19 protein-coding genes and 1 pseudogene are annotated in these 21,769 nt (G+C 55.0%); 11 read left to right on the plus strand and 9 right to left on the minus strand.

Annotated elements, in window-relative coordinates; translation table 11 throughout:
• Positions 1 to 30 precede the first annotated feature (30 nt).
• The 6 genes from GT3570_RS03265 (at position 31) to GT3570_RS03290 (ending at position 13,195) form a co-directional block, all read left to right on the plus strand.
• Entirely contained in the window at positions 31 to 654 is a 624-nt protein-coding gene (locus GT3570_RS03265) for a TVP38/TMEM64 family protein (RefSeq protein ID WP_013146210.1), read from the plus strand.
• Positions 651 to 1,199 (plus strand): signal peptidase I, encoded by a 549-nt coding sequence (gene lepB, locus GT3570_RS03270; protein WP_011230183.1) that lies wholly within the window; start codon positions 651 to 653, stop codon positions 1,197 to 1,199. Before GT3570_RS03265 ends, lepB begins: the two co-directional genes overlap by 4 nt.
• Before the next feature lie 223 nt (positions 1,200 to 1,422).
• Positions 1,423 to 4,926, plus strand: coding sequence for a helicase-exonuclease AddAB subunit AddB (addB, locus tag GT3570_RS03275; RefSeq protein ID WP_286365221.1), 3,504 nt, complete (start codon positions 1,423 to 1,425; stop codon positions 4,924 to 4,926).
• Positions 4,927 to 8,655: a helicase-exonuclease AddAB subunit AddA gene (addA, locus tag GT3570_RS03280; protein ID WP_062898433.1), complete on the plus strand. Its 3,729-nt coding sequence runs from the start codon at positions 4,927 to 4,929 to the stop codon at positions 8,653 to 8,655. It begins immediately after the preceding gene.
• Between the two features lie 20 nt (positions 8,656 to 8,675).
• Positions 8,676 to 9,854 (plus strand): exonuclease SbcCD subunit D, encoded by a 1,179-nt coding sequence (locus tag GT3570_RS03285; RefSeq protein WP_062898434.1) that lies wholly within the window; start codon positions 8,676 to 8,678, stop codon positions 9,852 to 9,854.
• Positions 9,851 to 13,195 (plus strand): SbcC/MukB-like Walker B domain-containing protein, encoded by a 3,345-nt coding sequence (locus GT3570_RS03290; RefSeq protein ID WP_062898435.1) that lies wholly within the window; start codon positions 9,851 to 9,853, stop codon positions 13,193 to 13,195. The genes GT3570_RS03285 and GT3570_RS03290 overlap by 4 nt, the downstream gene beginning before the upstream one ends.
• A 193-nt stretch (positions 13,196 to 13,388) precedes the next feature.
• On the opposite strand, the gene GT3570_RS03295 is transcribed toward GT3570_RS03290, so the two are convergent.
• From GT3570_RS03295 to GT3570_RS03325, 8 genes are all read right to left on the minus strand, one after another.
• Entirely contained in the window at positions 13,389 to 14,444 is a 1,056-nt protein-coding gene (locus GT3570_RS03295) for an RNA-guided endonuclease TnpB family protein (RefSeq protein ID WP_062898436.1), read from the minus strand.
• Between the two features lie 357 nt (positions 14,445 to 14,801).
• Complete coding sequence (locus tag GT3570_RS03300; RefSeq protein ID WP_011230188.1) at positions 14,802 to 15,023, minus strand: spore germination protein; 222 nt, start codon at positions 15,021 to 15,023, stop codon at positions 14,802 to 14,804.
• On the minus strand, positions 15,023 to 15,421 hold the full coding sequence (locus tag GT3570_RS03305; RefSeq protein WP_014195025.1) for a spore germination protein GerPE: 399 nt from the start codon (positions 15,419 to 15,421) through the stop codon (positions 15,023 to 15,025). The genes GT3570_RS03300 and GT3570_RS03305 overlap by 1 nt, the downstream gene beginning before the upstream one ends.
• Positions 15,418 to 15,609 (minus strand): hypothetical protein, encoded by a 192-nt coding sequence (locus tag GT3570_RS03310; protein WP_013146202.1) that lies wholly within the window; start codon positions 15,607 to 15,609, stop codon positions 15,418 to 15,420. Before GT3570_RS03310 ends, GT3570_RS03305 begins: the two co-directional genes overlap by 4 nt.
• Positions 15,610 to 15,611: 2 nt before the next feature.
• Positions 15,612 to 16,208, minus strand: coding sequence for a spore germination protein GerPC (gene gerPC / locus GT3570_RS03315; protein ID WP_015374057.1), 597 nt, complete (start codon positions 16,206 to 16,208; stop codon positions 15,612 to 15,614).
• A gap of 82 nt (positions 16,209 to 16,290) precedes the next feature.
• A complete protein-coding gene (locus GT3570_RS17730) occupies positions 16,291 to 16,503 on the minus strand; it encodes a spore germination protein GerPB (RefSeq protein ID WP_013146201.1) in 213 nt (70 codons plus the stop codon).
• 15 nt (positions 16,504 to 16,518) lie between these two features.
• Positions 16,519 to 16,740 (minus strand): spore germination protein, encoded by a 222-nt coding sequence (locus GT3570_RS03320; protein ID WP_011230193.1) that lies wholly within the window; start codon positions 16,738 to 16,740, stop codon positions 16,519 to 16,521.
• Positions 16,741 to 16,810: 70 nt separating this feature from the next.
• Positions 16,811 to 17,035, minus strand: a complete 225-nt coding sequence (locus GT3570_RS03325; RefSeq protein ID WP_011230194.1) for a spore germination protein — start codon at positions 17,033 to 17,035, stop codon at positions 16,811 to 16,813.
• 150 nt (positions 17,036 to 17,185) lie between these two features.
• Here GT3570_RS03325 and GT3570_RS03330 point away from each other — a divergent pair, with 150 nt between their 5' ends.
• From GT3570_RS03330 to GT3570_RS03340, 3 genes and pseudogenes are all read left to right on the plus strand, one after another.
• On the plus strand, positions 17,186 to 17,410 hold the full coding sequence (locus tag GT3570_RS03330) for a spore germination protein (protein ID WP_011230195.1): 225 nt from the start codon (positions 17,186 to 17,188) through the stop codon (positions 17,408 to 17,410).
• Positions 17,411 to 17,553: 143 nt separating this feature from the next.
• A pseudogene (locus GT3570_RS03335) lies at positions 17,554 to 18,480 on the plus strand (AMP-binding protein); the annotation flags it as partial.
• A gap of 137 nt (positions 18,481 to 18,617) precedes the next feature.
• Positions 18,618 to 19,784 carry a DUF418 domain-containing protein gene (locus GT3570_RS03340; protein WP_062898437.1) on the plus strand — a complete coding sequence of 389 codons (1,167 nt, stop codon included), beginning with the start codon at positions 18,618 to 18,620 and terminating at the stop codon, positions 19,782 to 19,784.
• A 10-nt stretch (positions 19,785 to 19,794) separates the two neighbouring features.
• Here the strand turns inward: GT3570_RS03340 and GT3570_RS03345 are convergent, their stop codons facing one another.
• Positions 19,795 to 19,977 (minus strand): aspartyl-phosphate phosphatase Spo0E family protein, encoded by a 183-nt coding sequence (locus GT3570_RS03345; protein WP_013523088.1) that lies wholly within the window; start codon positions 19,975 to 19,977, stop codon positions 19,795 to 19,797.
• Positions 19,978 to 20,277: 300 nt separating this feature from the next.
• On the opposite strand from GT3570_RS03345, the gene GT3570_RS03350 reads away from it, so the two are divergent.
• Positions 20,278 to 21,180: a fumarylacetoacetate hydrolase family protein gene (locus tag GT3570_RS03350; RefSeq protein ID WP_033005596.1), complete on the plus strand. Its 903-nt coding sequence runs from the start codon at positions 20,278 to 20,280 to the stop codon at positions 21,178 to 21,180.
• Positions 21,181 to 21,324: 144 nt separating this feature from the next.
• A complete protein-coding gene (locus GT3570_RS03355) occupies positions 21,325 to 21,678 on the plus strand; it encodes a YisL family protein (protein ID WP_033008946.1) in 354 nt (117 codons plus the stop codon).
• Positions 21,679 to 21,769: the final 91 nt, after the last annotated feature.

Here is a 21,769-nt window from a genome sequence, read left to right on the forward strand (position 1 = left end):
ATATAAACGGCATTTGAATGGGGAATAGACATGGATATGGAAACAATCAAACAATGGTTCACGCTCGACAGCATCCTTTCCCTGCTCGAACAATACCGCTCTTTCGGCGTGCTTCCCGGCATCGCAGCGACGTTGCTTGAGTCGTTTTTTCCCATTTTGCCCATGTTCGTCTTCGTGATGGCGAACGCAGCGGCGTTTGGACTATGGAAAGGGTTTCTGATCTCTTGGCTAGGCGCTTCACTTGGCTCGCTCATCGTGTTTTGGCTGACGCGGAAAGTGGGGCAGAAGCGTTTTTTTCACTTTGTCCGCCGCCACCCGAAAGTGCGGCAGTTTATGCATTGGATTGAGCGACACGGATTTGGTCCGCTGTTTTTGTTGTATTGCTTTCCGTTCACCCCATCGGCGCTTGTCAATATTGTTGCCGGACTGTCGCGCATCAGCCGCCAGCAGTTTGTATTGGCGGTGCTGCTAGGAAAGATGATCATGGTGTTTACCATCAGTTTTATCGGCTATGACTTGAAGGCGCTCATCCGTCAGCCGCTGCGCACGGCGATGATCGCCGCAGTCGTTCTGTTGCTTTGGTACGCCGGAAAACGGGTGGAAGCGCGATTTTCGTTGACGGAAGAACAAGGCGGCGAGGAGGGCGGGGAGTGACGAAGCAAAAAGAAAAACGAGGCCGCCGATGGCCATGGTTTGTTGCCGTTTGCGTTGTCGCCACGCTTCGGTTGTTCGTGTTCAGCAATTACGTGGTGGAAGGAAAATCGATGATGCCGACGCTAGAGAGCGGCAATTTGTTGATCGTCAATAAGCTTTCCTACGACATCGGGCCTATTCGCCGGTTCGACATTATCGTTTTTCACGCCAACAAAAAGGAAGATTACGTCAAGCGGGTTATCGGCCTGCCTGGCGATCGGATCGCGTACAAAAATGACATCTTGTATGTCAACGGAAAAAAAGTTGACGAACCGTATTTGCGCCCGTATAAACAAAAGCTGCTTGACGGCAGGCTGACCGGGGATTTTACGCTTGAGGAGGTGACCGGGAAAACACGGGTGCCTCCCGGCTGCATTTTCGTTCTTGGCGACAACCGGCTTAGCAGCTGGGACAGCCGCCATTTTGGATTTGTCAAAATCAACCAAATTGTCGGCAAGGTGGACTTTCGCTACTGGCCGTTTAAACAGTTCGCCTTTCAGTTTTAACCTTAATCTCGAAAGGAGTCTTCCGCTTCTATAACGAAGTGAAGCGAGGTTGTTCAGTCGTCCGACAGTCGCTGACATGTCGGCTGGCTCTACAAAAAGAAACAAACGTTAACGTTTCAGATTGCCTCTATATAACCCGCAGCCGAAGGGCGTTTTTTCTTCCCAAAAGCGAACATACGTGCTAAAATAAAACAAATAAAGGAAACGAATGGTGGTGGATACAATGTCGCTGCGGTTTTTGCTCGGACGGTCAGGAAGTGGGAAAACGGCTGTCTGCCTCGAAGAAATTCGCCGCCAGTTGCAAGAGGATCCAAAAGGAAGGGCGATCGTCTATCTCGTTCCGGAGCAAATGACATTTCAATGCGAATACGCGTTGATACATACCGAGGGAGTGGGCGGGATGATTCGCGCCCAAGTGTTCAGCTTCACCCGTCTCGCTTGGCGCGTGTTGCAGGAAACAGGCGGCATGACCCGGTACCATATTCATGATGTTGGTGTGCAGATGATGATCCGCAAAATTATTGAGCAACGCAAACAAGAGCTGAAACTGTTTGGCCGCGCGGCGGACAAACATGGGTTTATCGAGCAGCTGAACGAAATGATCACCGAATGCAAACGGTATTGCCTGACGCCGGGCGAACTCCGCCGACATGCCAAGGCGTTCGAGGATGGGCCAAGCCAGCCGGGCCGCCGCTTGCTCGCTGACAAGTTGAGCGATGTCGCGCTTGTGTATGAGGAACTTGAGCGGAGTCTTATCGGCCACTATCTTGATTCGGAAGATTATTTGCGCTTGCTCGCTGAGCATATTCCGCGCTCAAGTTATTTGCGGGATGCCGATATTTACATCGACGGCTTTCATCATTTCGCGCCGCAAGAATATATGATCATCGAACAGCTTCTTCGCCATTGCCGGCGCGTCACCGTTTGTTTGACGATCGACCGCCCGTATGACGACGGAATGCCGGACGAACTTCATCTCTTTTATTTGCCGGCGCAAACGTACCGCCAGCTGAGGGAGTTGGCGCTAAGCAATGACATTGCGATCGAAGAGCCGATCGTGCTTTCGGCCAACCGACGCCATGAAGACAGGGCGCTCGTTCATCTTGAGGCGCAATTTCACCGACGCCCGTTGCTTCCATATGGTGCAAAGACCGATGCCGTCCATCTTTATGAGGCGTCCAATCGCCGAGCGGAAATCGAAGCGGTCGCACGCGAAATCATCCGCCTTGTCCGCGATGAAGGGGCGCGCTATCGCGACATTGCGCTGATCATCCGCCAGACGGAGGCGTACCGCGATCTGGTGAAAACGGTGTTTTTTGATTTTGGGATCCCGTATTTTATGGATGAAAAAGAACCGATGCACCACCACCCGCTCATTGAACTCGTGCGCGCTGCCTTAGAGACGGTCGTGACGCGTTGGCGATATGAAGCGGTGTTTCGGGCGGTGAAAACGGATTTGCTTTTTCCAACGGACGGCGATCTGCACATGTGGCGCGAGGCGGCCGACAAGCTCGAAAACTATGTGCTTGCTTACGGAATCAAAGGGGATAAGTGGACAAACAATGAGCGCTGGGCGTATCGGCGCTATCAGGCGCTTGACGGTTTGAACGTACCACAAACGGACGAAGAGCGGCAGTTTGAGGACATGCTCAATGAATGGCGCGAGGCGTTGGCCGCTCCGCTTCGCCGGTTGGAGCGCCGTCTGCGCCGGGCGGAGGACGGACGCGGGTTTTGTATGGCATTATATCTGTTTTTGGAAGAATTGCAGATTCCAAAAAAACTAGAGAAAATGAGCGCACAAGCGGAAGCGGACGGCCGCCTCGTTGAAGCGCGCCAGCATGAACAGGCGTGGAACGCCGTCGTCGATTTGCTTGACCAATATGTAGAAATGCTCGGGACAGAATCACTGCCGCTCGCTGAGTTTGTCAAGATTATCGAGGCTGGGCTCGATCGGTTGGAGTTCTCCCTTGTGCCGCCGGCGATGGACCAGGTGATCGTCGCTCAGCTTGATCGCTCTCGTTTAATTGACATCAAGTATGCGTTCGTCATCGGCGCCAACGATGGCGTTATTCCAGCAAAAGTGAAGGAAGACGGGCTGATGGCGGAAGTGGAGCGCGAGCAGCTGCGTGAGTTGGGGGTGGCGCTCGCCCCAGGGGGGCGGGAGCAGCTGTTTTATGACCCGTTTTTTGTCTACTTGGCACTTGTTTGTCCGAGCCGGCGGCTGTATGTTACATATCCGCTTGCTGATGGGGAAGGGAAAGCGTTGATGCCGTCGCCGCTCATCAAGCAGCTTACGGAACTGTTTCCGCATGCGCCGGTGCATCTGTGCGGCAACGACCCGTTCGACGCCCCGGCAGAAAAAGCAGAGGCGTTCGTGACCGCGCCGCGGGCGACGCAAACGTATTTGATCAGCCAGCTCCGAGCGTGGAAGCGCAACTACGGCATCGATCCGCTTTGGTGGGATGTGTATAACACGTTCATCGGCCATCGGGACTGGAAGGAGCAGGTGCGGCATGCCGTCTCCGCGCTCTTTTATACAAACGGAGCGACGCCGCTCAAAAAACAGTGGAGCCAGCGGCTGTACGGCAAAAAAATTCAGGCGAGCGTCTCGCGCATGGAGCAGTTTCAAAAATGCCCGTACGCCCATTTCGCATCGCACGGGCTGCGGTTGAAAGAGCGCAACGTTTTCCGACTTGAGGCGCCGGATGTTGGGCAATTGTTCCATGCCGCCATCAAGCAAATCGCCGACCGGCTGCGCGAACAGCATCTTGATTGGCGCGAACTGTCAAGACCAGACTGTGAACGGCTGTCGGCCGAAGCGGTCGAGCGAATCGCCCCGCTCATCCAGCAGCAAGTGCTCTCAAGCTCTCATCGCTATGAATATATGAAACGAAAATTGAAACACGTCGTTGCCCGTACAACCCATGTGTTAAGTGAGCATGCGCGGGCGAGCGGTTTCGTTCCGATCGGACTTGAGCTGTCATTCGGCCCCAATGGCGACCTGCCGCCGCTTCGGTTTCGACTGCCCGACGGAACAGTGATGGAGCTTGTTGGGCGGATCGACCGCGTCGATAAGGCGGAAAGCAGCCAAGGAGTGCTTCTTCGCATTATCGATTACAAATCGAGCGCGAAAACGCTCGATTTGACGGAAGTATATTACGGCTTGGCGCTGCAAATGCTCACCTACCTGGACATCGTGCTGACGTATGCCGAACAGCTCGTCGGACAGCCGGCCTTGCCAGCCGGGGTGCTTTATTTTCACATCCACAATCCGATCGTTCAAGCGAAGCAATGGGTGGATGATGAGGTGGAAATGGCGAAAAAGTTGCTTGAACCGTTTCGGATGCGCGGGCTGTTGCTCGCTGACGTCGAGGCGATCCGGTTGATGGACGGCCGAACGGAAGACGGACAATGGTCGCTGATTGTGCCCGCTCAGCTTACGAAAAGCGGGTCGATCCATTCGCGTTCGTCGGTGGCGAGTCCATCCGACTTTGCCGCGCTCCGCCAGCATGTCCGCCGTTTGTTCATCGACATCGGCGGGCAAATCGCCGACGGCGTCGTGTCGATCGCCCCGTACAAGTTGAAAGATAAAACAGCGTGCGAGTTTTGCGTTTTCAAACCGGTCTGCCAATTTGATGAGGCACTCTCCGGCAACGAATACCGGAAGCTTGCCCCGCAAACGAAGGAAGCGGTCATCGAAAAACTAGCGGAAGGGAAGGAAGGATAAATGAACGCCACGATTCGCCCGAAGCCGGCTGGGAGCCGATGGACGGATGAACAATGGAAGGCGATCGCCGCGGGCGGCCGAGACATTCTTGTCGCCGCGGCGGCCGGATCCGGGAAAACGGCCGTTCTTGTCGAGCGGATCATTCAAAAAGTGACGGCGGAAGAAGGAGCGGTCGATATCGATCGGCTGCTTGTCGTTACCTTTACCAATGCGGCAGCCGCGGAGATGAAAGCAAGAATCGGCGAGGCGCTCGAGCGGGAATTGGCCAAGCGTCCGCATTCGCTCCATTTGCGACGTCAACTCAGCCTGCTTCCCCGCGCCGCGATCTCGACGCTCCATTCCTTTTGCTTGGATGTCATTCGCAAATATTACTATTTGCTTGATTTGGATCCGTCGTTTCGCATCGCGGATGAAACGGAAATCGAGCTGTTGAAAGAGGATGTCCTTGAAGAGCTGCTTGAGGAGGAATATGGAAAGCCGGACAACGAGCGGTTTTTCGCTGTCGTGGATGCCTATACGGGCGACCGGAGCGATGCGGAGCTGCAGGAGATGATTGTCGCCCTTTATGAATTTTCCCGCTCCCATCCGGAACCAGATGAATGGTTGGCCGGTTTGACCTCGATGTATGATGTCGATGAACGAACAGATATAAAGACGCTGCCAGCAGCCCGCTATATCGCGCAACATGCTGCGATGGAGCTGGCGGCGGCCAGACGGCTGATCCGAAGGGCGCTTGAGCTTGCTGAAGAGCCGGGCGGACCGCGTCCGTACGCGGATCGGCTGCGCGAAGATCGAGATATGATCGCTGATTTGGAAACGCGTCTTTCTGGACCGTGGGCCGAGCTGCATCGCGCGCTAAAGGCGCTGTCGTTTGGGCGGCTGCCGGCCTGCCGCGGCAAGGACTATGACGAGCGGCTGATCGACGAAGCCAAATCGTTGCGTGATCAGGCGAAAAAGAAAGTGGAGGCGCTGCGCGACAATGTGTTTTCGCTCGATCCATCCGTTTGGCTCCGCCATATGCGGGAAATGAAGCCGATCGTTGAAACGATCGCTAACCTTGTCCGCCGTTTTGCCGTCATGTTCCAAGCGGCGAAACGGGAAAAAGGAATCGTTGATTTTTCTGACTTGGAACATTATTGTTTGCATATTTTGCGGCGGCGCGATCCGGAAACGGGCGAATGGCAGCCTTCCCCCGCCGCCTTGGAATACCAGGCGCAGTTTGATGAAGTGCTTGTTGACGAGTATCAAGATACGAACCTCGTTCAAGAAGCGATTTTGCAGCTGGTGAAAAAAGGGAGCGAACGAACAGGCAATTTGTTTATGGTCGGCGACGTGAAACAGTCGATTTACCGATTCCGCCTTGCCGAGCCGATGCTGTTTCTGGACAAATACAAACGATTCACCGCAGACGGAGAAGAAGGGGGGATGAAAATCGATCTTGCGAGCAACTTCCGCAGCCGCCGCGAAGTGCTTGACGGGACGAATTTTCTGTTTGCGCAACTCATGGGGGAAACCGTCGGCGAAATGGTTTACGACGAAGCGGCGCAGTTGAAATACGGCGCTGATTACCCGGAAGGGGAGGATGCGGCGCCGGAAGTCATGATCATCAACCGGCAGCGTGCGGCGGAAGAGGACGAAGAGGAAGCGGCTGAATGGGAAGCGGCGGAGCTCGAGGCGCGGCTGATGGCGAAAAAAATCAAAGAGATCGTTTCCGCTCCGTTTTATGTATACGATCGTCCGAGCGGGCAGCCGCGGCGCGCCATGTACCGTGACATCGTCATCCTTGTCCGCTCGATGACGCATGCGCCGCAGATGATCGAGCAGCTGCAGGCGCAAGGCATCCCGGCGGCCGCGGATTTGTCATCCGGCTATTTTCAGGCGACGGAAATTTCGATCATGCTCTCACTGTTAAAAGTGATCGACAACCCGTACCAAGACATTCCGCTCGCCGCGGTGCTCCGGTCGCCGCTCTTTCGTTTTGACGAGAATGAGCTCGCCATGATTCGCCTCGCCGATCCAAAAGGCACGTTTTATGAAGCGCTCTGTTCGTTTCGGCAAAAGCCGGCGGAAACAAAAGAGGAGGCCAACGCCCAAAGGAAAGCGGCGGCGTTCTTAGAGCGGCTCGAGGGCTGGCGTACGATGGCGCGCCGCCGCTCATTAGCTGATCTCATTTGGCTGCTGTACCGCGATACGCAATTTTACGATTTTGTCGGCGCACTGCCGGGCGGCAGGCAACGGCAGGCGAACTTGCGCGCTTTGTACGACCGCGCGCGGCAGTACGAGTCGACGTCGTTTCGCGGCTTGTTTCGCTTTCTTCGCTTCATCGAGCGGCTGCAAGAGCGCGGCGACGATTTAGGGGCGGCCCGGCCGCTCGGCGAGCAGGAAGACGTCGTGCGCATCATGACGATTCACAGCAGCAAAGGATTGGAATTTCCGATCGTGTTTCTCGCCGGGCTTGCGCGTTCGTTTCATACGCGCGATTTGCATCACCCGTATTTGCTTGATAAAGAGCTGGGTTTTGCCGCCCGCTTTGTCCACCCGCGGCTGCGCATCAGTTATCCCACGCTGCCGCTGTTGGCCATCCAAACGAAAAAGCGGCTTGAACTGCTCGCTGAGGAGATGCGCATTTTGTATGTCGCGCTCACAAGGGCAAAAGAGAAGCTGTATTTGTTGGCGTCGGTCAACGATGCGGCCAAGGAGATTGAAAAATGGAAAAGCGCTGCTTCGGAACGCGGCTGGCTTCTCCCCGACGATGTGCGGGCTTCGGCCCGCTCCTACTTGGATTGGATCGGCCGGGCGCTCATCCGTCATCGTGATGGGGGGGCGCTTGCGGGAATGAAGGCGCCTGAAGAGGTCGCCTCCCACCCGTCTGTATGGCGTGTCTCCATCGTGCCGGCCGCCGATTTGCGCGGCGCAGAGGCTGCGAGGGAGGAGATGGATGGCGGCGTGCTTTTTGCCCTCGAACAAGGACGACCCGTTCCCGTAGAAGGAGGGTGGCGGAAGGAGGTCAAACGCCGCTTGTTGTGGCGGTATTCGTATGAGAAAGAAACGGCCGTGCGCGCCAAGCAATCGGTGTCAGAACTGAAAGAACATCGCGTGCTCTTTGGCGAGCAAGCGGACGAATGGCGGCCGCGACAAGGGACGGCTCCGGTGTTTTCTCGACCGCGTTTCATGCAGGAGAAAACATTGACGCCGGCCGAAAAAGGGACGGCGCTCCATATCGTCATGCGCCATCTTGATTTGCAGGCGCCGCTTGATGAATCGTCGATCCGCAGTCAGATCGTCCGCCTTGTCGAAAAAGAGCTGCTGTCGGCAGAACAAGCAGAGGTGGTCGATCCAGCGGCCATCGCTGCCTTTTTCACTGCAGATCTTGGCCGCCGCCTTTGCGCCGCCCGCGAAGTGCACCGTGAAGTGCCGTTCAGCTTGGGGCTTAAAGCGGCTGAACTGTACGGCGGAGAAGGGACGGAAAGCGGCCGGCGCGTCCTCGTGCAAGGGGTGATCGACTGCGTGTTTGTCGACGAATGCGGCTATGTGATGATTGACTATAAAACGGATGAAGTCGTCCACCGTTTTGCTGGGCAAAAGGAAGAAGCGGCTCGTTTTCTGCTCGGCCGCTACGGGACGCAAATGCGCTTGTACCGGCGGGCCATCGAGCAAATTTGGCGTGCGCCGGTGGCGGAATGCTATTTGTATTCGTTTGACGGCGGGTTTGTTGTGGCTGTTGAGTGATGCAAGGGGGGAAAGAGAGAATGCGGATTTTGCATACCGCGGACTGGCATTTTGGGAGAACGCTCGAGGGGCGGAGTCGGATGGCCGAGCAAGAGGCATTTGTTGATGAGCTTGTGGAGATTGTCAAGAAAGAACAAATCGACATCATCCTTGTGGCCGGCGACGTATTCGACTCCGTCAATCCGCCGGCGGCTGCGGAACAACTGTTTTATGAAAGCCTCGCCCGCCTGTCCGACAAAGGACGCCGCCCGGTGGCAGTCATCAGCGGCAACCACGACCACCCCGACCGGATCAGCGCTGCCCGGACGTTGATGTGTGCGCACAACATTTTTCTTTTCGGCCGCCCGCAAGCGGCTGTTTGCCGGATTGACGTTCCATCGTGCGGCGAAACGATGATGCTTGCTCCGTTGGCCTATCCGTCCGAATCGCGCCTCGCCGAGCTGTTGTCATCCGACTGTAAGGAGACGACGATGCGCGATCGGTACGATGACCGCATCCGCGCCCTATTAGCGGCGATGGCCGCCTCGTTCACGGCGGAGACCGTCAATATCGCGATGAGCCATCTTTACGTTGCTGGCGGACGTACGTCCGATTCCGAGCGGCCGATTGAAGTCGGCGGCGCTTATACGGTGGCGGCTGAGAGCTTGCCGAAAGCCGCGCAATATGTGGCGCTTGGCCATCTGCACCGGCCGCAGGATGTCAAGCAGGCAAAGACGGCCGCGCGCTATTCCGGCTCGCCGTTGGCGTACAGCTTTTCCGAAGCCGGTCAAACCAAATCGGTCACGGTCGTTGACGTGCATCCAGGCGGGGCGGCCAAGGTGGCGGAGATACCGCTCGCTGCCGGCAAACCGCTCATCCGTTGGAAGGCGACAGAGGGGCTCGCTCAAGTATACCGCTGGTGTGAGGAAGGAAGAGACCGATCAAGCTGGATCGATTTGGAGATCCATGTGACCGAGTCGTTGACAATGGAAGAAATTGATCGGCTGCGTAAGCTTCATCCCGGATTTGTCCACATTCGCCCGGTGCTTCCCAATCGGGTGGAAGAGATGATGGAAATGAGCCGCGAGCCGCTTTCACTTGAAGAAATGTTTCACCGCTTTTACGAACGTCAGACTGGGGGACAAACGCCGGATGAAGAGCTTGTCCGCCTCTTTTTGGAGCTGGCGGCGGAAGAAGAGAAGGAAGGGGAGGGAGAATGAAGCCGATCTCGCTGACGATCGCCGGGCTTCATAGCTTTCGTGAAAAGCAGACGATTGATTTCACCGCACTGTGTGAGGGCGGTGTGTTCGGCATTTTCGGGCCGACTGGAAGCGGCAAATCAACGATTTTAGACGCCATGACGCTCGCCTTGTTCGGCAGCGTCGAGCGGGCGGCCAACCGCACGCAGGCGATCATCAACCACGCGGAGCAAGAGTTGTTTGTCTCATTTACGTTTGAGCTGGAAAATGCGGCAGGAGCGAAACGATATACAGTCGAACGAAGCTTAAAAAAAGTGGACGAATGGCGGACGCGCAGCGCCGTTTGCCGCCTGATCGAGCATCGGTCCGAGCCGGTCGTGCTCGCCGATAAACTATCGGAGGTGGACAAGGCGATCGAGCAATTGCTCGGCTTGACGATGGAGGATTTCACCCGGGCGGTCGTCTTGCCGCAAGGAAAATTTGCCGAGTTTTTATCGCTCAAAGGGTCGGAGCGGCGGCAAATGCTGCAGCGCCTCTTCCATCTTGAGCGGTATGGCGATCAGTTGAATAAAAAGTTGAAAGACCGGCTTGCCGCCGCTCGGCAAGAATGGGAAAAAATCGAAGCGGAAAAAGCGGGGCTCGGCGATGCTTCAAAAGCAGCGCTCGAGCAGGCAGAGGCGGATGTGCGGGAGCTCGCGGGGCTGTTTGCCAAGCGAAAAAAAGAGCTTGAGGAAGTCGAAGCAGATGTGGAACGAACAAAACAACGATGGGCGTGGCAGCAAGAAAAAGAAGCGGTCGAACAAGAGCTCGCCGCGCTGCGCCAACATGAATCCGTCATCCGCGAGCTTGAGGCGAAAAAGGAGCGCGCCGAGCAAGCAGAGCGCATATGGCCGTATTGGGAGCAGTGCGAGCAGGCATGTCGCTTGCGGGCAGAGGCGTTTCGTCGGTATGAAGGACTGGCGCGTCGGTTAGAGGAAGCCCAATTGAGCTATGAAGAAGCGGCGCGGCGTTATGAACGGGCGCGCCAAGAAAAGGCGCAGCGCGAACCGGAATTGCTCGTCCAGATGGAACGGCTGCGGCAGGCGGCGCAGCTTGAGCAGCAAATGGAAGTGCTTGGACAGGAGCTCGCAGCTCTTAGTGAAGAGAGGAAGCGACTCATTGCCCAGGAGAAGGCAGCTGCACGCCGGTTTGAAGAGGCGTCGGTCTGGTATGAGCGCGGCGCGAAGCGGCAGCGGGAGTTGAAAGAAGAACTGAAACAGCATGAAGAGGCGCTGGATGGAAAAGATGAGGCAGAGCGGGCGTACAGGCAGAAGCAGCATATTGAGCAAGCGGCGTCAGCCATCGCTCGCGTCGATGCCCAACTTCAGCAAAAGGAGGCCGTTTGGCGTCGGGCGAAAGAGGAAAAGTTGGAGCGGGAACGCCGATCAGCCGCTGTCGGCTCCCGGCTTCAAGAGCTGTTCCGGCGTGTGGAGCGGACGTATCGTTTCGTCTGCTGGCGGCAGCAGGATGCTGAAAAACAATTGTATACTTTGCAGAAAACCATGGAGGCGGAGCGACAGCGAGCCGAAGAAGCGCGGACGGCGCAACTCGCCTCCGCCTTGGCTGAGCGGCTCCGTCCCGGCGAGCCGTGTCCAGTGTGCGGATCGCGCGAGCATCCGCATCCGGCCGCCGCACCGCACGATGTCCAACTTGAGCGTCTGTCCGAGCTTGAGGCAGAGCGGCAGCGGTATGAACAAGATTGGCAAACGATCATTTCGTTCAAGGCGCAGCTCGAGCAGCTTGCCGAGCTGGCGGTAGGCCATGAAGCGCCGCCTGTGTTTGCCGAAAGCCGCTCGGTGGAGGAGGCCGTCGACCTCACTGTGGAAGTGCGGGCGCTTGCGCAAGATGTCATTGAATTGAAAGAAGCGGTCTACCGGGTGCTTGCCCAATGGAATGAAGCCGAGTCAGCGCGGCGCGAAGCGGAGAAAGCGTGCCAATGGATAGCGGCGGACATCGAAGCGCTGCAAGTTGAAAAGCAGCGGCTGGAGGAAGAGCGGCGGCAACTTGAACAGCAATGGCGGCAGATGTATCCTTTCCTTTCGCTTGAGACGATCGATGCGGTGTATGAACAGCTGTGTGAACGGGAAAACGTGCGGCGCGACGTGCAAAAGCGGCTGGAGGACAGCGTGCTGTTTTTAGAGGAAAAACAGCGGGCGAAAGAGGAAGCGGCCAAAGAGCGGAGCCGGCTTGAGACGGAGCGGGTGCGTCTTGACTCGCTGATTAGCGCCAAACAGCAGCAATGGAACGAATATGAGCGGCAACGGGGCGAGAAGGCGGGGGAAGGTCCTGCGGCCGTGCAGCTTCAGAAGGCGGAGGACGAATGGCGCCAGCTGCAAAACGGCGAGCAACAGGCGTATGAGGCTTGGCAGCGAGCCCAGCGGGAATATCAAATGCTTGAAAGCGAAACAAAAGCAGCCAAGCAGGCGTGGGAAGAAGGCGTCCGCCGCGAAGAAGAGGCGCTCGCTCGCTGGCGCGGCGCGCTTTTGGACACCATGTTTGCCGATGCCGAACAAGTCAAGCAAGCGAAGGCGGAAAAAGCGCAGCGAGATGAATGGGATGAGGCAATCCGCCGCTATTGGCGCCAAATCGAGCAAGCCGAACATCGCCTCGCCCAGCTGGCCGCCGCCATCGGGGGGGCGGCGGTGAGCGCTGAACAATGGGAGACGATGCAGCGTGTATACGCCGAGTTGAAGGAGCAAGTGGAGGCGATGACGCAGCAGCTTGGGGCAGCTCAAGCGAAGGTAGAAGAGTTGAGAAAAAAACATAGCCGCTTTGTTGAACTGGAGGAGAAGCAGGCGGAGCTCAGCCGGCGCATCGAGCGGTATAAACAGCTGCAGGCGCTGCTTCGCGGCAACAGCTTTGTCGAATTTATGGCTGAAGAGCAGCTCGAGCAAGTAACCGCCATGGCTTCGGAACGGCTGCAGCGGCTGACACGGCACCGGTATTCGCTCGAATTGGATTCGCAAGGCGGGTTTCTGATCCGCGATGATGCCAATGGCGGCGTCAGACGGCCGGTATCGACGCTCTCGGGTGGGGAGACATTTTTGACGTCACTGTCGTTGGCGTTGGCGTTATCGGCGCAAATTCAGCTGCGCGGCGAGTATCCGCTCCGCTTTTTCTTCTTGGACGAAGGGTTTGGCACCCTCGACGCTGAGCTGCTTGAGACGGTCATTTCCGCCTTGGAAAAGCTACATACCGAGCAACTAGCGGTCGGCGTCATCAGTCATGTTCAAGAAATTCGCAACCGTCTGCCGCGACGGCTCATCGTCGAACCGGCTGAACCGTCCGGACGTGGCACGCGCGTCTGGCTGGAAATGATTTGACACTCCGCACGCCTAAACTGGCTGGAAATGATTTGACACTCCGCACGCCTAAAGGCGTGGGATTCTTGGGTCGCTCACGTCCTCATCCATTTCTGGTTCGGACAACGCCCAAGTTCAGGGGTGTGTCATCACCCCATCCCATCGGGTTAGGATGTACCCCCATGGGCGGCGCACCTGTGACCAGTGCGCTAGGTTAGACGGCGAAGCCCGAAATCGCTTTGGCGATGTTGATGGCGCCATTCAAGTCGGCGTGGAGAGTGTATCCACACCTTTGGCATCGAAAGCGGATGCCGTTTCGGTTCGCTTTCTCTCGATAACCACATTTACACGTTTGGCTCGTGTAGGTTGGATTCACCCACTCAACGCGAATGCCCGCCATTTCCGCCTTATAGGCAATCATCGTTTGCAGTTGATGAAACGCCCAAGCATGAAGGCTTCGCCCCGCTTCTTTGGCCGATGTTGCCCGCTTGCGAATCCCCGTCAACTCTTCCATCCGAATCACGCCAACACCGTTGGCGAGCGCAAAATTCACGATTTGACGGCTGATTTTGTGATTTTGATCCTTCATCCAGCGGGACTCTTTACGGCCGATTTTGCGAATCATATGGAGCTTCTTGGCTTTTCCTAATCTCCTTCGCAAAGCCGCATATCGTCGGCGTACAAAGGCGCATTGGTTCCCTTTGAAAAACCACGATTTCGTTCCCACGCTGGCCACAGCGATATAGCGAAGCCCAACGTCAACGCCCATCACCTTTGTTTCGTGCCGCGGCTCCACTTCAAATGTGATCGCAACAGCCAAGTACCATTTCTTTCTCTTTTTGTAGAGCTTGGCTGCTCCTTGTTTGGCGGTTCCATGAAGCAGCCGATTCAGCCATGCTTCTTGATAGGGACGCGTGACCACCGGCACACCGACTCGCTTCTCTAATGTTGGGAATGAAACGGTGTAGAACTCTCCTTTCTTTTCCACCTTCACGTTTTGATTGTTAAAGCAACACCATAATGTTCGAAACTTCTTTGTTTTCTGGTTTTTCTTTTGGGACTTCACTTCTCGAATCGTCTGATTCACGACAGCGGAAGGAAACCGCTGCGACGAAAACTCTTTAAATAGTTTGCTCGTCGCTTGATTCAGCTCGGGATGATTCAACAGCCAATTGGCAAACGCGGTATTCACTTCTGTCATCCGTTCATACATGCCCTGTTTCACTTTCGTTGGGTTGTGCAGCTCCAGCCTTAGTGTGATGGTCGGCATGGATTCACCTCCTTGCGACGATTACATGATACCGCTTTTTTCATCATCATTCAATAATATGAAGAAAACGGCTCGCTTTCATCCCACCCCTCAAGGAGCGGGCTTTCTCGCTCGCTGATCTGTAAATGGATAGCTCGTTGAGCTGAACGGGCTTTAGGGGAATAATGGAGAGATGCGGTCGCAAAAGGTTGGTTTCCTTTCGATCAAGCACAATGTATGGTTTTTTAGATATAGAGGTAAATAAGCAAAGGTGTCCGGATCCTTTTGGGACACCTTCTCTTTTTGGTTTCGGCAGCGTTCGGCTGATAAGGTTGATGTTGGCAAGTGAAAGGTGAGGGGATTCGTTTTCTGCAACGTTCAGTTGTTGGCGGCCACGTTTTGGTCGGATACATCTGGATCAAACGCGTTTGTAAAGCTGATCGCGTTGTTCGTCATCACAAAATCGCCGGTGTTGAACCCGCCGGATCCGGCTTGCGTTTTCGTGGCGACTTTCGGCGCGATGTACAGACAGTCGCCCATTTGGACGACAGCTCCGCTGCTGACGTTGTTGATTTTAATCGGGCCGACAAACGAAGGCATTATAAATCCCTCCCTCTTGTTGGCGCGCTCGACTCAGAGCCGGCCAGCTGGCGGATATGTTTAATTCTTGCCTCTGCCTCCGCTGTCGAGGTCGAGCCGATATGGACGATGGCGGACGAAGAAATGGCGAGCACGCGCACAGACTGAACGGAAATGACCGGGGACTCATGGAGCGTTTGGCGTGCGGCTGCCGGCGGTGGAGAAATCCAGCGCGGGATCGGCTTCGCAAAAACAGGGAATATTTGTTCTCCTTCTGGGCCAAAAAACAGTTCATATTGCCGCTGAACGGCAAAGGAGCGCGTGCGGGCGGAAATTCGCTCTGAGTCGCCGATTTGCAGTACGGAGCCAATGATCAGCGTTTCCGCATGAAATGCCTGCACTACTGACGTTCGTTTCACGGCGTATCCCCTCGGGCCGGCACAAGCGGGACGAACGGGCCGATGATAAGTGATTCAGGCGGTGTGTCAAACGCTGATGACAAGTGAATCGCATCGGCGTCGCCGATTAAAAACAGCGAGGCACTGGCGACGGCCACGAGGCGGATGTCGCCAACATGCAGATGACGATTGATCACTGTATAATTCACGTCTATCCCTCCTTTGAAGGCAAATGTTTCAAAAACGCATCGAGCGATTGTTCGATATCGGCTTTCACTTTTTGAAAAATTTCATTTTCGACTGCTTCATCGCGGTCGCCGGACGGAACGTAGCCATGGTTGGCTTTCTCTTGCAAATAGAAGCGGATGCGTTCGTCTGTTTGCCGGGCGATGTCTTGCAAAATGAACTGGCGGTACGTATCGTCGAGGCGGCGGCCGTATTGCTGCTCAAGGCGTTTTAACGTTTCCGACGCTTCCCCGTTGAGATAGGCGGCCACTTTTTCTTGAATCGGGCGCAACAGCACCGGTTCCGGCTTTGGAATTACGGTTTTGACCGGTTCGACGGCAAAGTCTTCAATTGTACCGCCGGCTCCGGGCGGAGCGATCCCGATGTTTAGCGTTCCTTCGAGCGTTTCCACTTTGAGCTGGTCAAATTTATATTCAATTCGTTCGATCGATGTGCGCGGCTGAGCCTCCATTTCCCGAAGCCGGGCTTCGAGTGCGTGGAGACGGCGTTCCAGATCCCGTATTTTTTTTGTTTGCCATAATAAATAGCGGTGCAGCTTGACGAAATACTCGTAAATGCTCATTGTGCACCATCATCCTCTCCAAAGAGCCCTCTTACTTCAATATATGGACGGCCTTTCGCTCTCATCACTTTTTTCGCTGAATTTAGCGGGTGGCTGAATGGAGAGGAACGAGAGGAGCGGATGCACCGGGCGGCACGGTCGCCTGTGGGGCCGGACCGGTGAATCCGCCGGTGTTGGCAAGCGTTGAGAGCGCTTGAATGCTTCCGGCGCTGCCGATTTGCAAAACAGATGAATTGGTGACCGAGCCGATCCGCAACTGGTGGATGCAGATGCTTTGGCTGATGTAAACGTGCACCCTCCTTCTCCTCCTTCAAACGTTTCCGACGACATTTTCATCGGCGACATCGGCGTCATTCGTATTGGTATTGCTGTAATAGTTATAGATATGAAGCCCGTCGCCGGTGTTAAACGAACCGGCGCCAGCGAACGTTTTCGTCACGCTTTGCGGGGAAATCGCAAACACATCGCCAATATGGAACACGCCGCTGCTTCCGATGCTGTTCAGTTTGACGACTCCGACAAAAGCCGGCATGTGGGCATGCTCCCTTCCTTGTTTTCTTCGTTGATACTAGTGTATGGGCGCAAGCTGCGAAACGTTCGCTTTAATTGTTGGCGGCATTATTTGAGTCGAACACATCCGGATCGCCGGTGTTTGTAAAGCTGACGAACGTATTCGTCTGCAGGAAGTCCCCGTTGTTGCCGCCGCCTGAGCCGGTATTGGATTTCAACGTGCTCTTTGGTGTGATTTGCAAGACGTCGCCGAAATTCACCGTGCCGTCGCCGCTGACATGGGTGATTTTAATTGGACCGCTGATAAATGAAGGCATGAAGAGCCCCCTCCTTTTTCGTCGTGTCGCTATCGTTATTGTATGAAAACGGAGAAAAAACGGTTCAATGCGGGGTGAGAGTCCAATTGAGGAAAGCAACTCCCGCGTATGATAAAGAAAGGGAACGGGCAGAAAGGAAGGGGAAAGGGGATGCCAGCAATCGTCATTGGTGGGATCAAAGTGACGAACGTAAGCGGCAATGGCACTGTCAACATGGGCGATGTGCTGCAAATCGCTCCGAAAAGCACCACGAAGTCAAACTCAGGTGCCGGCGGCGGCAATACTGGCGATTTCTTGCAAACGAATACGTTTTGCAGCGTCACGAATACGGTCGATCCGGATGTCTTGGACGCCGGGGTGAAAGGAAATAACTAGCTATTGTCGAGACGACTCCCCTAGCGTTCGTTTTTGGAAAAAAGAAGAAACCAGGTTCTTTTTTGGCGCAATGGAGTGGACTATCCAAGAAAGAGGGCTGACTTCAAAAGTCATTTTACGACTTTTGGGACGGCCCTCTTTTTCTTTATTACACCGCCAACGGGGCAACGCAAATCGGTTTGCGTAAAGTCGATCCGAAAGTCATTTTTGATCTTGTCAAGGAACATCAGGTGACGGTTATGCATATGGCTCCGACTGTGCTCAATATGTTGCTGCAATATTATGAGCAATATCAACCAGATGTCCCGGAAGGCGTGCGGGTCGTCATCGCCGGTTCTGCGCCGCCGCCGGCGTTTGTCGCACGCGTTGAGGAAAAGCTCGGCTGGGAGTTTATCCAGGTGTACGGCATGACCGAATCGTCTCCGCTCAGCACGATTTCGCTCATTCGTCCACAGCTTGACGGACTGCCTGCCGAACAAAAGCAGCGGCTGAAAGCGAAAGCCGGCTATCCGATGATCGGCTGCGAGGTGAAAGTCGTCGACGAGAATGGAGAGGAAGTGCCGAAGAATGGACGGGCGATCGGTGAGGTGATTGTCCGCAGCCATGGCGTCATGAAAGGATATTGGAAAAACGAAGAAGCGACCGCCGCAACGATCCGCGACGGCTGGCTGTATACCGGCGATATGGCGACCGTCGATGAATACGGGCATATTGATATCGTCGACCGGAAAAAGGATATTATTATTAGCGGAGGGGAAAATATTTCGTCGATTGAAGTCGAAGGAGCGCTTTATGAGCATCCGGCTGTGCTTGAAGCGGCCGTCATCGCCGTGCCGCATGAAAAATGGGGGGAAACGCCGCATGCGTTCGTCGTCGTTCGACCCGGGCATACGGTGAGCGAAGAGGAGCTGATCGCCTTTTCGCGGGAAAAATTGGCCCACTTCAAAGCGATCACGGGTGTAACGTTTGTGGATGAGCTGCCGAAAACAGCCTCCGGAAAAATTCAGAAAGTACACTTGCGCCGCCAATATTGGGATGCAATTGGAAAATCGGGCCGCTATGTCAACTGATGATACAGGCATGCGCCTTCAGACGGGCAGAGGAGAGCGCATCGAATGAAATGGATAAGGCGGCGGGCGTGCCGGCAAGGTCGTAAGGCGTCGCCGATTGCGCAGACGGCTAGGCGGTAGAAAGAAGGGAGAAAGCGATGATCAGATCGACCGAGCGAATCGCCGCAGCGGATGTGTTGCGTGGATTCGCCTTGCTCGGCATTTTGCTTGTCAACATGCGTTATTTTTCCTCGCCGGCGTTATACGACGACGGCGTCAAGGGCAGTGATTTTGACCGAGTTTTCGTTGCCGTCGTGGATGTGTTGTTTGAAGCGAGCGCCTATCCGTTGTTTGCGTTTTTATTCGGGTTCGGGGCGATGACCATGTTCCGCCGGATCAGCAGCCGCGGAAAGCGGCCGATTCCGATTCTGTTGCGCCGCTTCTTTCTTTTGCTTGGGATCGGCATGGCTCATGCGTTTGGCCTTTGGTTTGGCGATATTTTAATCCCCTATGCGGTCGCCGGATTCATCATGTTTTTCTTGTTCGCCGCCCCGCCGCATTGGTGGCGGACGGCGGCTGTCGCTGTCTTTCTTCTTTTTCACGGCCTTATGGTGCTGCTAATGGCCCTCAGCATGTGGACAGGAGGAACGAAACCAGTTGGCGGCCACGAGGCTGAGGCGGCCGCAGCGGTTCGTCATTATCAAAGCGGAACGTTTGGTGATGTGTTTTGGCAACGTTGGCATGACTGGGCCTATGTCAACAGCGATGGCGGGCTGCTGTTTACGGTGTTGACCGTATTGCCCTTTTGTTTCCTCGGCGGCTATGCCTCTTGCAAACGTTGGCTTGAACCCGACCGTCACTCGCCTGCGAAGCTGCGCCGCCTGATGAGGTGGGCGCTATGTTTTGGTTTAGCACTGAAAACAATTCCGTATTGGGCTGCGGCCAACGACTTGACAATGTACATCCAAGACAGCTTCGGAGGCGCCGCTTTGGCGGTGTTCTACGCGGCGGCAGCCGTGTTTATCTGCGGGAAACCAAGTTGGCAGCGCGCTTGGCGGTGGTGGCAAGACGTCGGGAAAATGTCGCTCACCCATTACCTCGCGCAATCGCTCGTTTGCACGTCGCTGTTTTACGGTTATGGGCTTGGGTGGTACGGACGCACAAGCGCATGGCAGGAGATGTTGATTGCGTTTGCCTTGTATGCAACTCAAGTGTGGATAAGCCGCTTTTGGTTTGCGCGTTTTCATTATGGCCCGGTTGAGTGGATGTGGAGGTGGGGGACATACGGAACGCGGCCGCCGTTTCGCCGCCGGCCGGGGCAATAAAAACCCCCGCTTACTGAACGGACGGGGAAGGCGATTCAAAAATCCTCGTTTGCTGCAAATATTGGTTGATCAATTGGTCAAGCTCTTGGCTGCATTCGATCGTCTCTTTGGCCGTGAACCCATACGTGAGCGCCAATTCAATCATTTGTTGTCGTTTTTCTTCAATTTGCAACAGAACCATTTCCTTCACCATCAATCGTTTGAAATGTTGGTTGAGGCATGCCGCGTCGATGCAAGACGTTTGTTGCATGACGAAAGTCGCAATCGACGCCCTAGTGGAAACTAAACATTATTATACATATCCCGACGAAAAAAGGAAGCGATTCGGGAAAATAAGTGATAAATTTCCTAATTTAGACAAAATTCTACAAAAGCAGGACTTTTTCGCCTCGATGGCGAATATCATCCTCAACGCGCCAAAATGACGAAGACGGGTGGAAGAGAAGAGTTCACGAAGCGTCCGCTACATAACAAAGAAAGGGAGAGAGGCACGATGAAACTGATCACCGCACTTTTCGATGGAGAAACATTTGTTGGAGCCGTGCCGCAAGGAGACGACCGGGCGGTTCATTTGCGCCGCGCCGAACGGGCGATGGATGGAACGGAGACGATGCCGACGACGATGGTTGAAGCGATTGCCCAAGGGGAGGAGTTTCTCGTACGGGCGCAAAAAGTGATTGACTGGGCGCTAGGCCATCCGACGCGGGAGTACGTTTATCGCCTCAACGATGTCCGTCTTTTGGCCCCGATCCCACGGCCGGCGAAAAACATTTTTTGCATCGGCAAAAACTATGTTGATCACGCGCTGGAGCTCGGCGGCGCCGATGTGCCGGAGCATTTGATCGTCTTCACGAAAGCGCCGACAACGGTCATCGGTCATGAGGAAACGATTTTGCGCCATGCCGATGTCACTGATGAAATGGACTATGAAGGGGAGCTGGCGGTGGTCATCGGCAAACAAGGGCGGGCGATCCGCCGCGAAGACGCGCTTGATTACGTATTTGGATACACGATCATCAACGATGTGACAGCAAGAGATTTGCAGGAGCGGCACCAACAATATTTTCTCGGCAAAAGCTTGGATACATTTTGCCCGATGGGGCCATGGATCGTGCCAAGCAAATTTGTGCCAAATCCAAACGATTTGCGCATCGAGACACGGGTCAACGGCGAAGTGCGCCAGCAAGCCAACACGAAACAATTGATTTTTTCCATTGAATCGATCATCGAGACGATCTCAAAAGGCATTACGCTTGAGCCGGGCGACATCATCGCTACAGGAACGCCGGCTGGAGTCGGCAAAGGGATGAACCCGCCGCGTTTTTTGCAGACGGGTGATGTCATTGAGGTGACGGTGGAAGGCATCGGCATGTTGCGCAACAAAGTGGGAGAGTAAACGGCGAAAGTGAGGAAGCCCCCATTGATGTTCGAAAGGCGTCCTCTTGAAAGAAAGGGCGTCTTTCGTTTTCGTGAAGTTTGTCAACCGTCCGCCCGCCGTGCTATGATGGGAAGGAACAAGGAATGGTTGGAGGGATGGATGTTGACGCATGCCCATATTACGAGCTGGCTCATCACGATTGTTTTGTTTTTCCTTGCGGTGTCGATGGAGCGGCAAGGGGCGGGCAAAGCCAAGATCGTGCAAATGGTGTTGCGGCTGTTTTACATTCTCACGATCGCGACGGGGGGGCTTTTGCTGCATAGCATTGCTTCGATATCCGCGCTTTATTGGCTAAAAGCGCTTGCCGGGCTGTGGGTGATCGGAGCGATGGAAATGGTTTTAGCAGCTGTAAAAAAAGGAAAAAGCGCGGCGGCAGGATGGACGCAATGGGTCATTGCCCTTGCGGTGACGCTGTTTCTTGGTTTGCTGCTGCCGCTTGGTTTTGACTTATTCTAAAGCGAAGCGGCAGCCTTCTATTGGTTGCCGCTTTTGTTGAAGATGAAAATATGGTATGGTAAAAGAAATATCATTTTTTGAATTTTCTGAC

Source organism: Geobacillus thermoleovorans, from assembly GCF_001610955.1.
GTDB classification, from domain to species: Bacteria; Bacillota; Bacilli; order Bacillales; family Anoxybacillaceae; genus Geobacillus; species Geobacillus thermoleovorans.

Excerpts from the sequence above, each read along its gene's own strand:
- GT3570_RS03295 (WP_062898436.1), bottom strand. The coding sequence starts at position 14,444 with ATGCCGACCATCACACTAAGGCTGGAGCTGCACAACCCAACGAAAGTG.
- GT3570_RS03290 (WP_062898435.1), top strand. The coding sequence starts at position 9,851 with ATGAAGCCGATCTCGCTGACGATCGCCGGGCTTCATAGCTTTCGTGAA.
- GT3570_RS03300 (WP_011230188.1), bottom strand. The coding sequence starts at position 15,023 with ATGCCTTCGTTTGTCGGCCCGATTAAAATCAACAACGTCAGCAGCGGA.
- gerPC (WP_015374057.1), bottom strand. The coding sequence starts at position 16,208 with ATGAGCATTTACGAGTATTTCGTCAAGCTGCACCGCTATTTATTATGG.
- GT3570_RS03285 (WP_062898434.1), top strand. The coding sequence starts at position 8,676 with ATGCGGATTTTGCATACCGCGGACTGGCATTTTGGGAGAACGCTCGAG.
- GT3570_RS03325 (WP_011230194.1), bottom strand. The coding sequence starts at position 17,035 with ATGCCTTCATTTATCAGCGGTCCAATTAAAATCACCCATGTCAGCGGC.
- addA (WP_062898433.1), top strand. The coding sequence starts at position 4,927 with ATGAACGCCACGATTCGCCCGAAGCCGGCTGGGAGCCGATGGACGGAT.
- GT3570_RS03330 (WP_011230195.1), top strand. The coding sequence starts at position 17,186 with ATGCCAGCAATCGTCATTGGTGGGATCAAAGTGACGAACGTAAGCGGC.
- GT3570_RS03340 (WP_062898437.1), top strand. The coding sequence starts at position 18,618 with ATGATCAGATCGACCGAGCGAATCGCCGCAGCGGATGTGTTGCGTGGA.
- addB (WP_286365221.1), top strand. The coding sequence starts at position 1,423 with ATGTCGCTGCGGTTTTTGCTCGGACGGTCAGGAAGTGGGAAAACGGCT.
- GT3570_RS03350 (WP_033005596.1), top strand. The coding sequence starts at position 20,278 with ATGAAACTGATCACCGCACTTTTCGATGGAGAAACATTTGTTGGAGCC.
- GT3570_RS03265 (WP_013146210.1), top strand. The coding sequence starts at position 31 with ATGGATATGGAAACAATCAAACAATGGTTCACGCTCGACAGCATCCTT.
- GT3570_RS03320 (WP_011230193.1), bottom strand. The coding sequence starts at position 16,740 with ATGCCGGCTTTTGTCGGAGTCGTCAAACTGAACAGCATCGGAAGCAGC.
- GT3570_RS03345 (WP_013523088.1), bottom strand. The coding sequence starts at position 19,977 with ATGGTGAAGGAAATGGTTCTGTTGCAAATTGAAGAAAAACGACAACAA.